Origin of the sequence: Pseudomonas sp. SMV7 (genome assembly GCF_052041995.1) — a bacterium.
GTDB lineage: Bacteria > Pseudomonadota > Gammaproteobacteria > Pseudomonadales > Pseudomonadaceae > Aquipseudomonas.
In genome coordinates this window covers 53,495-66,490 of sequence record NZ_JBKGGT010000022.1, presented here as the reverse complement: position 1 = coordinate 66,490, position 12,996 = coordinate 53,495, and the positions used below count along the sequence as shown (strand labels likewise).

General features: G+C 65.4%; 7 protein-coding genes. 4 read left to right on the top strand and 3 right to left on the bottom strand.

Annotation, left to right across the window (positions count from 1 at the left end):
• Nucleotides 1-3: 3 nt before the first annotated feature.
• Nucleotides 4-1,611, bottom strand: a complete 1,608-nt coding sequence (locus ACLEJP_RS22135; protein ID WP_440809904.1) for a carboxyl transferase domain-containing protein — start codon at nucleotides 1,609-1,611, stop codon at nucleotides 4-6.
• A gap of 19 nt (nucleotides 1,612-1,630) precedes the next feature.
• Entirely contained in the window at nucleotides 1,631-2,794 is a 1,164-nt protein-coding gene (locus ACLEJP_RS22130) for an isovaleryl-CoA dehydrogenase (protein WP_025339821.1), read from the bottom strand.
• Nucleotides 2,795-3,117: 323 nt separating this feature from the next.
• On the opposite strand from ACLEJP_RS22130, the gene ACLEJP_RS22125 reads away from it, so the two are divergent.
• On the top strand, nucleotides 3,118-4,800 hold the full coding sequence (locus ACLEJP_RS22125) for an AMP-binding protein (protein WP_440809901.1): 1,683 nt from the start codon (nucleotides 3,118-3,120) through the stop codon (nucleotides 4,798-4,800).
• 140 nt (nucleotides 4,801-4,940) lie between these two features.
• Here the strand turns inward: ACLEJP_RS22125 and ACLEJP_RS22120 are convergent, their stop codons facing one another.
• On the bottom strand, nucleotides 4,941-5,102 hold the full coding sequence (locus ACLEJP_RS22120; protein ID WP_170030651.1) for a hypothetical protein: 162 nt from the start codon (nucleotides 5,100-5,102) through the stop codon (nucleotides 4,941-4,943).
• A gap of 140 nt (nucleotides 5,103-5,242) precedes the next feature.
• Between ACLEJP_RS22120 and ACLEJP_RS22115 the strand changes: the two genes are divergently transcribed.
• From ACLEJP_RS22115 to glgB, 3 genes are all read left to right on the top strand, one after another.
• The gene (locus ACLEJP_RS22115; protein ID WP_440809897.1) at nucleotides 5,243-7,261 is read left to right on the top strand and encodes an alpha-1,4-glucan--maltose-1-phosphate maltosyltransferase; all 2,019 of its coding nucleotides are present in this window, start codon (nucleotides 5,243-5,245) and stop codon (nucleotides 7,259-7,261) included.
• A gap of 154 nt (nucleotides 7,262-7,415) precedes the next feature.
• Nucleotides 7,416-10,736, top strand: coding sequence for a maltose alpha-D-glucosyltransferase (gene treS, locus ACLEJP_RS22110; protein ID WP_440809894.1), 3,321 nt, complete (start codon nucleotides 7,416-7,418; stop codon nucleotides 10,734-10,736).
• Complete coding sequence (gene glgB / locus ACLEJP_RS22105) at nucleotides 10,733-12,943, top strand: 1,4-alpha-glucan branching protein GlgB (RefSeq protein WP_440809891.1); 2,211 nt, start codon at nucleotides 10,733-10,735, stop codon at nucleotides 12,941-12,943. Before treS ends, glgB begins: the two co-directional genes overlap by 4 nt.
• Nucleotides 12,944-12,996 lie beyond the last annotated feature (53 nt).

Here is a 12,996-nt window from a genome sequence, read left to right as displayed (position 1 = left end):
GGGTCACATCCGGAAAATGCCGAAGCGGCTCGCTTCGATCGGTGCGTTCAGCGCGGCCGACAAGGCCAGGCCGAGCACGTCGCGGGTCTGGGCCGGGTCGATGACGCCGTCATCCCACAGGCGGGCGCTGGAGTAATAGGGGTGGCCCTGGTGCTCGTACTGGTCGAGAATCGGTTGCTTGAGCCGGGCTTCGTCTTCGGCACTGAATGGCTGGCCACTGCGCTCGCTCTGTTCGCGCTTGACCTGGGCCAGCACGCCGGCGGCCTGCTCGGCGCCCATCACGCCAATCCGCGCGTTGGGCCACATCCACAGGAAGCGCGGGTCGTAGGCGCGGCCGCACATGCCGTAGTTGCCGGCACCGAAGCTGCCGCCAATGATCACCGTGAACTTCGGCACCTGGGCGCAGGCCACCGCAGTGACCAGCTTGGCGCCGTGCTTGGCGATGCCGCCTTCCTCGTACTTCTTGCCGACCATGAACCCGGTGATGTTCTGCAGGAACAGCAGCGGAATGCCACGCTGGCAGGCCAGTTCGATGAAGTGCGCGCCTTTCTGCGCGGCCTCGGCGAAGAGGATGCCGTTGTTGGCCAGGATCGCCACCGGGTAGCCGTGCAGGTGGGCGAAGCCGCACACCAGGGTGGTGCCGAACAGCGCCTTGAATTCATCGAACAGCGAGCCGTCGACCAGTCGCGCGATCACCTCACGCACGTCGAACGGCTGCTTGGCGTCGGCCGGCACCACGCCATACAGCTCCTCGGCGGCATACAGCGGTGCCACCGCTGCCTGGCGCTGCAACTGGCCCAGCTTGCGCCAGTTGAGGTTGGCCACGCTGCGCCGGGCCAGGGCCAGGGCATGCTCGTCGTTGTCGGCATAGTGGTCGGCCACGCCGCTGGTGCGGCAGTGCACATCGGCGCCGCCGAGGTCTTCGGCGCTCACCACTTCACCGGTGGCGGCCTTCACCAGGGGCGGGCCGGCAAGGAAGATGGTGGCCTGCTGGCGCACCATGATCGCTTCGTCGGCCATGGCTGGCACGTAGGCACCGCCGGCCGTGCACGAGCCCATGACCACGGCGATCTGCGGGATGCCAAGGGCACTCATGTTGGCCTGGTTGAAGAAGATCCGCCCGAAATGCTCACGGTCGGGGAACACTTCGTCCTGGCGTGGCAGGTTGGCGCCGCCGGAGTCCACCAGGTAGATGCAGGGCAGGCGGTTCTGCAGGGCGATGGTCTGCGCGCGCAGGTGTTTCTTCACCGTCAGTGGGTAGTAGGAACCGCCTTTGACCGTGGCGTCGTTGGCCACGATCATGCATTCCACGCCCTCGACGCGGCCGATGCCGGCGATCACGCCGGCAGCCGGTACGTCTTCGCCATACACCTCATGGGCGGCCAGCTGGCCGATCTCGAGGAACGGCGAGCCGGGGTCCAGCAGGCGGTCGATGCGTTCGCGCGGCAGCAGCTTGCCGCGTGAGGTGTGGCGTTCCTGGGCTTTGGGCCCGCCGCCCTGGGCCACCTGGGCGAGCAGGCCACGCAGGGCCTGGACCTGTTCGAGCATGGCCGCGCTGTTGCCGGCGAACTCCGCCGAACGCGGGTTGATCTGGGTGTGCAAGGTAGCCATGTGCGCCCGTCCCTTGTGCTCAGCGGGTTTCGTTGAACAGTTCGCGGCCGATCAGCATCCGGCGGATTTCGCTGGTGCCGGCACCGATCTCGTACAGCTTGGCGTCGCGCAGCAGGCGGCCTGCCGGGAATTCATTGATGTAGCCGTTGCCGCCAAGAATCTGGATTGCCTCCAGGGCCATCTGCGTGGCGCGCTCGGCGGTGTACAGGATGACCCCGGCAGCGTCCTTGCGGGTGGTCTCGCCACGGTCGCAGGCCTGGGCCACGGCGTACAGGTAGGCGCGGCTGGCGTTGAGCTGGGTATACATGTCGGCAATCTTGCCCTGGATCAGCTGGAACTCGCCGATGCTCTGGCCGAACTGCTTGCGGTCATGGATGTATGGCACCACCAGGTCCATGCAGCTTTGCATGATGCCGGTCGGCCCGCCCGACAGCACCACGCGCTCGTAGTCCAGGCCGCTCATCAGCACGCGCACGCCGCCGTTGAGCTGGCCGAGGATGTTTTCTTCCGGCACTTCGACGCCGTCGAAGAACAGCTCGCAGGTGTTGGAACCGCGCATGCCCAGCTTGTCGAACTTGTTGCTGCGGCTGAAGCCTTTCCAGTCACGCTCGACGATGAATGCGGTGATGCCGTGCGCGCCCTTGTCCAGGTCGGTCTTGGCGTAGATCACATAGGTGTTGGCGTCGGGGCCGTTGGTGATCCAGGTCTTGCTGCCGTTGAGCACGTAGTGGTCGCCGCGCTTTTCCGCACGCAGCTTCATCGACACCACGTCGGAACCCGCGTTGGGCTCGCTCATGGCCAGGGCGCCGATGTGCTCGCCGCTGATCAGCTTGGGCAGGTACTTGAGCTTCTGTTCGTGGCTGCCATTGCGGTTGATCTGGTTGACGCAGAGGTTGGAGTGGGCGCCGTAGGACAGCGCCACCGAGGCCGAACCACGGCTGATTTCTTCCATCGACACCACGTGGGCCAGGTAGCCCAGGCCGGCACCGCCGTATTCTTCCGGCACGGTGATGCCCAGCAGGCCCATGTCACCGAACTTGCGCCACATGTCGGCGGGGAACAGGTTGTCGTGGTCGATTTGCGCGGCGCGGGGCGCCAGTTCGGCGGCGACGAAGGTGCGGACCTGGTCGCGGAGCATGTCGATGGTTTCGCCCAGGGCGAAGTTCAGGGTGGGGTAATGCATGCGGGGGCACCTTGTTGTTCTTGAAATATGGGTAACACCGTAGCTCAAGGATCTGGCGTCGAACCCTGTGGGAGCGGGCGTGCCCGCGAATGCGTCAGCAGGACCACCGTCATTGCCTGAGTGATCGCATTCGCGGGCACGCCCGCTCCCACAGGGCTCGGCGTCAAGCCTGGGGCCGGTGTCGTTCATCACCTTTACGTTAACGTAAACCTGTGCCGAGTGACTGTCAATTGCCTCGTCACCTTTACGTAAACGTAAATCTGCGCCAGAGTATTCCCCGCTTGTTTCAGCCGTGCCCAGAACAACCACAAGAAGGGACACCCATGAGTCAACCAAGCTATACCCGCGGTCGCCAGGACCAACCGCTGCTGACCCTGACCATCGGCCAGGCGTTCGATGCCACCGTGGCCCGCTGTGCCGATGGCGAAGCCCTGGTCTCCCGCCACCAGGGCCTGCGCTACAGCTGGCGGCAGCTGGCCGAACAGGTCGAAGTGCATGCCCGCGCGCTGATGGCGCTGGGGGTGAACACCGGCGACCGCGTCGGCATCTGGTCACCCAACTGTGCCCAGTGGTGCATCCTGCAACTGGCCAGTGCCAAGGTCGGCGCCATCCTGGTCAACATCAACCCGGCCTACCGCGTGGGCGAGCTTGAATATGTACTGCGCCAGTCCGGCTGCCGCTGGCTGGTGTGTGCCGATGCCTTCAAGACGTCCGACTACCACGCCATGGTCCAGCAGCTGGTGCCCGAGTTGGCGTGCGCCATTCCGGGTCAACTGGCCAGTGCACGGCTGCCGGATTTGCGCGGTGTGATCAGCCTCGCGGGCAACCCGCCGTCAGGCTTCCTGCCCTGGCATGCGCTGGCAGAGCGGGCAGGGCAGACCTCTCGCGAAGCTTGCGTTGCACGTCAGCAAAGCCTGCAGTTCGACCAGCCGGTGAACATCCAGTACACCTCCGGCACCACCGGCGCACCCAAGGGTGCCACGCTCAGCCACTACAACATCCTCAACAACGGTTTCATGGTCGGCGCGAGCCTGGGCCTGAGCGAACACGACCGCATGGTGATCCCGGTGCCGCTGTACCACTGCTTCGGCATGGTCATGGCCAACCTCGGCTGCATCACCCACGGCAGCACCATGGTCTACCCCAACGACGCCTTCGACGCCGAGCTCACCCTGCGCGCCGTGGCCGAGGAGCGTGCCAGCATCCTCTATGGCGTGCCGACCATGTTCATCGCCATGCTCGACCACCCGTTGCGGGCCCAGGTGGACCTGTCCACCTTGCGCAGCGGCATCATGGCCGGCGCCACCTGCCCGATCGAGGTGATGCGCCGGGTCATCGACCAGCTGCACATGGCCGAAGTGCAGATTGCCTATGGCATGACCGAGACCAGCCCGGTGTCGCTGCAAACCGGCCCGGACGACGATCTGGAACTGCGCGTGACCAGCGTTGGCCGTACCCAGCCGCAACTGGAGAACAAGGTTGTAGACGCCGACGGCTGCATCGTCCCGCGCGGGCAGATCGGCGAGCTGTGCACCCGTGGCTACAGCGTGATGCTCGGCTACTGGGACAACCCGCAAGCCACGGCGGAGGCCATCGACCCGGCTGGCTGGATGCATTCGGGCGACCTGGCGGTGATGGACGAGCAGGGCTATGTGCGCATCGTCGGGCGCAACAAGGACATGATCATTCGCGGTGGCGAGAACATCTACCCACGCGAGCTGGAAGAGTTCTTCTACACCCACCCGGCGGTGGCCGATGCGCAGGTGATCGGCATACCGTGCAGCCGCTATGGCGAAGAGATCGTCGCCTGGATCAAGCTGCATCCGGGGCACAGCGCCACGGTCGAGGAGTTGCAGGCATGGTGCAAGGCGCGCATCGCGCATTTCAAGGTGCCGCGGCATATCCGTTTCGTCGACGAGTTCCCGATGACGGTGACCGGCAAGGTGCAGAAGTTCCGCATGCGCGAGATCAGTGTGGCGGAGATCTCGGCGGTTACTGCTGGTTGATGCGTTGGCTGTTCCGGCCCTTTCGCGGGCACGCTCGCTCCCACAGGTACTTCACTGCCCTGGGGCGCTGTGAAATACCTGTGGGAGCGGGCGTGCCCGCGAAGAGGCCGGCCCTGTCAGCACAAAATCCTGGTCTACCCTTAACCCTTCACCGGTGGCTCCTGGCTCGGCGGGTCACCTACCGTCGGCGGCACGGTCGGCTTGATCGGCAGCTCGTCCGGGTCTTCTTCCGGCACGGGCGGCGGCAGGCTCGGGTCGTCGATGTTGGGGTCGGGTGTTTCCGGTGGAATGGGAATGTTCATGGCCTGACCTCGCGTGGGTAATTGAAGAGGTGCTGCAGGCTTCGACCCTGGCAGCTGCCGTTCGCTCAATTTTTTTGAACCCCCGCGCCTGCGCATGGCTCTGAACCCTTACCGCCACCAGCCCAAGGGAGCAAGGCCTGATGTCTCTGAAAGAGCCCTTCGAAAGCGTGCCCATGGCCAATGACCATCCGGACCAGGTCATCAGCCTGTCCCAGGCCCTGCTGGCGCCGCGCATTGTCATCGAGGACACCCAGCCGGTGCTCGAAGGCGGCGCATTCGCAGCCAAGGCCATCAGCAACCAGCCGGTTGCGGTCAGCAGCAAGGTATTCAGCGACGGCCACGACCGCATGGCAGTGACGCTGAACTGGCGCCAGGCCGGCAGCCGGCGCATTCATTGCGTGCCGATGACCTCGGCGGGCAACGACCTGTGGCTGGCGGAGTTCATCCCCACCGAAATCGGCCCGCACCTGTTCAGTATCGAGGCCTGGATCGACCCCTTCGCCACCTACTGCCACGACCTGGAAAAAAAGTACCAGGCCGGCGTCGACATCAGCCTCGAACTCGAAGAAGGGCGCCTGCTGCTGGGCAAGGGCATCGAGCTGAGCGGCGGTGCCTTGCGCGACCAACTGCAGGCACTTGCCGAGCGGCTGCCCACCCTTGATGAAGACGACCAGGTGGCCGTGTTCCTCGGCGCCGAGGCCAGCCGGCTGATGGCCGAGGCCGAACACCGCAGCTACCTGACCCGCAGCATCGAGTACCCGTTGGATGTGGACCGCCCGGCCGCGCAGTTCGCCAGCTGGTACGAGCTGTTCCCGCGCTCCTGCACCGACAGCCCCGAGCGCCACGGCACCTTCAACGATGTGCACGAGCGTTTGCCGATGATCCGTGACATGGGCTTCGATGTGCTGTATTTCCCGCCCATCCACCCGATCGGCAGCAAGCACCGCAAGGGCCGCAACAATTCCCTGCAGGCCCAGCCCGGCGACCCCGGCAGCCCGTACGCCATCGGCAGTCCGGAGGGCGGCCATGACGCCATTCACCCGCAGCTGGGCAGCCGGGAGGATTTTCGCCGGCTGGTCTCGGCAGCCGCCCAGCACGGCCTGGAAATCGCCCTGGACTTCGCCATCCAGTGCTCCCAGGACCACCCGTGGCTGCAGGAACACCCTGGCTGGTTCAGCTGGCGCCCGGATGGCACCATCCGCTACGCCGAAAACCCGCCGAAGAAATACCAGGACATCGTCAACGTCGACTTCTATGCCCCCGATGCGGTGCCAGGCCTGTGGCTGGCCCTGCGCGACGTGATCATCGGCTGGGTCGAGGAGGGCGTGAAGACCTTCCGCGTCGATAACCCGCACACCAAGCCACTGCCGTTCTGGCAATGGCTGATCGCCAATGTGCGCAGCCACTACCCGGACGTGATCTTCCTCGCCGAGGCGTTCACCAAGCCGGCGATGATGGCGCGCCTGGGCAAGGTCGGGTACGCGCAGAGCTACACCTATTTCACCTGGCGCAATACCAAGCAAGAGCTGCGCGAGTACTTCGAACAGCTCAACCAGCCGCCCTGGAGCCAGTGCTACCGGCCCAACTTCTTCGTCAACACGCCGGACATCAACCCGTTCTTCCTGCAGCATTCCGGGCGCGCCGGCTTCCTCATCCGCGCCGCCCTGGCGACCATGGGCTCGGGCTTGTGGGGCATGTACTCGGGCTTCGAACTGTGCGAGGCGGCGGCTTTGCCGGGCAAGGAGGAGTACCTCGACTCGGAGAAGTACGAGATCCGCCCGCGCGATTACACCCAGCCGGGCAACATCATCGCCGAGATCGCCCAGCTCAACCGCATTCGCCGGCAGAACCCGGCACTGCAGACCCACCTGGGCGTGGCGTTCTTCAACTGCTGGAACGACAACATCCTGTACTTCGCCAAGCGCACGCGCGCGCGCGACAACTACATCCTGATCGCCATCAGCCTCGATCCGCACAATGCCCAGGAGGCGCACTTCGAGCTGCCCTTGTGGGAGCTGGGGCTGGATGACAACGCCGAGACCCATGGCGAGGACCTGATGAACGGCCACCGCTGGTCCTGGTATGGCAAGACCCAGTTCATGCGCATCGAACCCTGGCACCTGCCATTCGGGATCTGGCGTATCGAAAAGCTGCGGTAACCCTGTGGGAGCGGGCGCGCCCGCGAACACCGGCAAAGCCGGTGCCATGCACTGCGGCGCCTGATTCGCCAGCCCGCCCGCTCTCACGGGGACTGTGTAAAGTAAGTTGCTTGTGCATGGGGCCAGAGCAACCTGTAACTGAAAGGAGTCGCACATGGCCAAGCGTTCCCGCCCGGCAGCCTTCATCGACGACCCGCTGTGGTACAAGGACGCCGTCATCTACCAGTTGCACGTCAAGTCGTTCTTCGATTCGAACAACGACGGCATCGGCGACTTCGCCGGCCTGATCAGCAAGCTCGACTACATCGCCGAGCTGGGCGTCAACACCTTGTGGCTGCTGCCGTTCTACCCCTCGCCACGGCGTGACGACGGTTACGACATCGCCGAATACAAGGCCGTGCATGCTGACTACGGCAACCTTGCCGACGCCCGCCGCTTCATCGCCGAGGCGCACAAGCGCGGCCTGCGGGTGATCACCGAGCTGGTCATCAACCACACCAGCGACCAGCACCCCTGGTTCCAGCGCGCCCGCCACGCCAAGCGCGGCAGCAAGGCGCGGGACTTCTACGTGTGGTCGGACGACGACCAGAAATACGACGGCACGCGCATCATCTTCCTCGACACCGAGAAATCCAACTGGACCTGGGACCCGGTCGCCGGCCAGTACTTCTGGCACCGCTTCTATTCGCACCAGCCAGACCTCAACTTCGACAACCCGCAGGTGCTCAAGGCGGTGATCGGCGTCATGCGCTTCTGGCTCGACCTGGGTGTCGACGGCTTGCGCCTGGACGCCATCCCCTACCTGATCGAGCGCGACGGCACCAACAACGAGAACCTCGCGGAAACCCACACGGTACTCAAGGCGATCCGCGCCGAGATCGACGCCAACTACCCTGACCGCATGCTGCTGGCCGAAGCCAACCAGTGGCCGGAAGACACCCGCCCGTACTTCGGTGAAGGCGAGGGCGACGAGTGCCACATGGCCTTCCACTTCCCGCTGATGCCGCGCATGTACATGGCGCTGGCCATGGAAGACCGCTTCCCGATCACCGATATCCTGCGCCAGACCCCGGAGATCCCGGCCAATTGCCAGTGGGCGATCTTCCTGCGCAACCACGATGAGCTGACCCTGGAAATGGTCACCGACCGCGAGCGCGACTACCTGTGGAACTATTACGCCGAAGACCGCCGCGCGCGCATCAACCTGGGCATCCGCCGACGCCTGGCGCCGCTGTTGCAGCGTGACCGCCGGCGTATCGAACTGCTGACCAGCCTGCTGCTGTCGATGCCCGGCACGCCAACGCTGTACTACGGCGACGAGCTGGGCATGGGCGACAACATCTACCTCGGCGACCGGGATGGCGTGCGCACCCCCATGCAATGGTCGCCGGACCGCAATGGCGGTTTCTCCCGCGCCGACCCACAGCGCCTGGTGCTGCCGCCGATCATGGACCCGCTGTACGGCTACCAGACAGTCAACGTCGAAGCCCAGGCCAACGACCCGCACTCGCTGCTCAACTGGACCCGGCGCATGCTGGCGGTGCGCAAGCAGCAGAAGGCCTTCGGTCGTGGCAGCCTGCGCACGCTGACGCCGAACAACCGGCGCATCCTCGCCTATATCCGCGAATACACCGATGCCGACGGCAATACCGAGGTCATCCTGTGCGTGGCCAACGTCTCGCGTGCCGCGCAGGCGGCCGAACTGGAATTGTCACAGTACGCCGGCAAGGTACCGGTGGAGATGCTCGGTGGCAGCGCCTTCCCGCCGATCGGGCAACTGCCGTTCCTGCTGACCTTGCCACCCTACGCCTTCTACTGGTTCCTGCTGGCCGAACACGATCGCATGCCCAGCTGGCACATCCAGCCCACCGAGGGGTTACCCGAATTGACTACGTTGGTATTGCGCAAGCGCATGGAAGAACTGCTCGAAGCACCTTCCAGCGACACCTTGCAAGGCGCCATCCTGCCGCACTATCTGCCCAAGCGCCGCTGGTTCGCCGGCAAGGAAGGCCCGATCGACCAGGTGCGCCTGTGCTACGGCGTGCGCTTCGGCACCGCCACCACGCCGGTGCTGCTCAGCGAGATCGAAGTGCTCAGTGGCGCGGTGGCCACGCGCTACCAGCTGCCGTTCGGCCTGCTGCCGGAAGAGCAGATCAGCACCGCCTTGCCGCAGCAGCTGGCCTTGTCGCGGGTGCGCCGGGCCCACCAGGTGGGCCTGATCACCGACGCCTTTGTCCTCGAACCGTTCATCCGCGCCGTGCTGCGTGCCTGTCACGACGGCCTGCGTCTGCCTTGCGGCCGCGGCGAGGGCGAACTGCAGTTCGCCAGCACCGACCAGCTGGCCGGCCTTGAGCTCAACGAGGACAGCAGCGTGCGCTACCTCAGCGCCGAGCAATCCAACAGCTCGGTGGTGATCGGTGACAAGGTGGTGCTCAAGCTGATCCGCCGGGTCAACCCGGGCGTGCACCCGGAGCTGGAAATGAGTGCCTACCTGACCGCTGCCGGCTTTGCCAACATCTCGCCGTTGCTGGCCTGGGTCAGCCGCGTGGACGAGCAGGGTGCGCCCCACCTGCTGATGATCGCCCAGGGCTACCTGAGCAACCAGGGCGACGCCTGGGCCTGGACCCAGAATACCCTGGAACGGGCCATCCGCGACCAGATGGAGCCTGCCAGCCTCGACACCGAGGTGCACACCGACGCGCTGGCCGAACTGACCGGCTTTGCCGCCTTGCTCGGCCAGCGCCTGGGCGAGATGCACCTGCTGCTGGCCGCGCCGAGCGACGACGAGGCGTTCCAGCCGCGGCCGAGCGATGCTGCCGACAGCGAGCGCTGGAGTGCGCAGATCAGTGCCGAACTGACCCACGCCCTCGACCTGCTGGTGCAGCACCGTGAGCACCTCGACAGCGACAGCCAGGCGTTGGTCGACGACCTGCAGCAACAGCGCGACGGCCTGGCCCAGCACATTGCCGAACTGACCCGCCAGGCCCAGGGCGGCCTGCTGATGCGCGTGCACGGCGACCTGCACCTGGGTCAGGTGCTGGTGGTGCAGGGCGATGCCTACCTGATCGATTTCGAAGGCGAGCCGGCCCGGCCGCTAGAGGAACGACGGGCGAAACACAGCCCGTACAAGGACGTCAGCGGCGTGCTGCGATCGTTCGACTATGCTGCTGCCATGATCCTGCGCAGCGCCTCTGCCGTGGACCTTTCCGAGCCGGCGCGGCAGGCCCGGCAGCGGGTTGCCAGGCAGTACCTGCACCAGTCGCGGCATGCCTTTGTCGAAGCCTATGGCCTGGCCACGGCGGCCATGCCGCATGCCTGGCAGCAGGCCGAGGGCGAACGTGCCGCCCTGGAACTGTTCTGCCTGGAAAAAGCCGCCTACGAAATCACATACGAAGCCGAAAACCGTCCAAGTTGGCTGGCCGTGCCTTTGCATGGCCTGCATAGACTGATCAGTACCTGGGGAGAGTCAGCATGAACGTAACAACGCGTGAAAACGGCGGCCTTCGGCAACGGGACCTCGATGCCCTGGCCCGCGCCGAGCACGCCGATCCATTTGCAGTACTCGGCCCCCATGGCGACGGCGCGGGCGGGCAAGTGATCCGCGCCTTCCTGCCGAATGCCCTGAAAGTGAGCGTCCTGGCCCGCCATGACGGGCGCATCCTGGCCGAAATGGAGCAGGGCAGCCTGCCAGGCTTGTTCACCGCGCACCTCGACCAGGCGCACCCGTACCTGTTGCAGATCGCCTGGGCCGGCGGCGAGCAGGTCACCGAAGACCCCTACAGCTTCGGCCCGCAACTGGGCGACATGGACCTGTACCTGTTCGCCGAGGGTAACCACCGCGACCTGTCCGGGCGTTTCGGCGCCCAGCCGACGCAGGTCGATGGCGTCGACGGGGTGTGCTTCTCGGTGTGGGCGCCGAATGCGCGGCGGGTCTCGGTGGTGGGCGACTTCAACAACTGGGACGGCCGTCGCCACCCGATGCGCCTGCGCCACAGCGCCGGGGTGTGGGAGCTGTTCGTGCCGCGCCTGGGTGTGGGCGAGACCTACAAGTACGAGGTACTGGGCAAGGATGGCATCCTGCCGCTGAAGGCCGACCCGCTGGCGCGTGCCACCGAGCTGCCGCCGAGTACCGCGTCCAAGGTGGCGGGGCCGCTCGGTCACGCCTGGCAGGATCATGACTGGATGGCGCAACGTGCACAGCGTCATGCCTACAGTGCGCCGCTGTCGATCTATGAACTGCACCCGGGGTCGTGGCGCTGCGAACTGGACGAGGCGGGCGATGTCGGGCGCTTCTACAACTGGCGTGAACTGGCCGAACGCCTGGTGCCCTACGTGCAGGAACTGGGCTTCACCCACATCGAGTTGCTGCCGATCATGGAGCACCCGTTCGGTGGGTCCTGGGGCTACCAGCCGCTGTCGCTGTTCGCGCCCACCTCGCGCTACGGCACCGCCGAGGACTTCGCCGCCTTCGTCGATGCCTGCCACCAGGGCGGCATTGGCGTCTTGCTCGACTGGGTGCCGGCGCATTTCCCCACCGACGAACACGGCCTGGCACGTTTCGATGGCACCGCGCTGTACGAGTACGACAACCCGCTGGAAGGCTACCACCAGGACTGGAACACGCTGATCTACAACCTCGGCCGCAATGAAGTGCGCGGGTTCATGATGGCCTCGGCACTGCACTGGCTGAAGCACTTCCACATCGACGGCCTGCGGGTCGATGCGGTGGCCTCGATGCTGTACCGCGACTATTCGCGCAAGGCCGGCGAGTGGGTCCCCAACCGCCATGGCGGACGCGAGAACCTGGAGGCGATCGATTTCATCCGCCACCTCAACGGCGTGGCAGCCCATGAGGCGCCGGGGGCGTTGATCATCGCCGAGGAGTCCACTGCCTGGCCTGGTGTCAGCCAGCCAACCCAGCAGGGTGGCCTGGGCTTTGCCTACAAGTGGAACATGGGCTGGATGCACGACACGCTGCATTACATCCAGAACGACCCGGTGCACCGCACCTACCACCACAACGAGATGAGCTTCGGGCTGATCTATGCCTATTCCGAGCACTTCATCCTGCCCATCTCCCACGACGAAGTGGTCCACGGCAAGCACTCGCTGATCGACAAGATGCCTGGCGACCGCTGGCAGAAGTTCGCCAACCTGCGTGCCTACCTCACCTTCATGTGGGCGCACCCGGGCAAGAAGCTGCTGTTCATGGGCTGCGAGTTCGGCCAATGGCGCGAGTGGGACCACGACAGCGAGCTGGACTGGTACCTGTTGCAATACCCCGAGCACCAGGGCGTACGGCGCCTGGTCAGTGACCTCAACCGGCTGTACCGGGACATACCTGCGCTGCATGAGCAGGATTGTCAGCCGCAGGGCTTCCAGTGGCTGATCGGTGACGATGCGCAGAACAGCGTGTATGCCTGGCTGCGCTGGAGCAGCAGTGGCGAGCCGGTGCTGGTGGTGGCCAACTTCACCCCGGTGCCGCGCGAGGGCTATCGCATCGGCGTGCCGTTCGGCGAACGCTGGCAAGAGCTGCTGAACAGCGATGCCGAGCTGTATGCCGGGTCGAATGTCGGCAACCTGGGGGCGGTGGCAAGCGAAGCGCTGCCGAGCCATGGGCAACCGCTGTCGCTGGCGCTCAACCTGCCGCCGCTTGGGGTATTGATGATGAAACCGGCCTGATCTTCTGCCTCTTCGCGGGCATGCCCGCTGCCACAGGGATGGCGCCAGCCTCT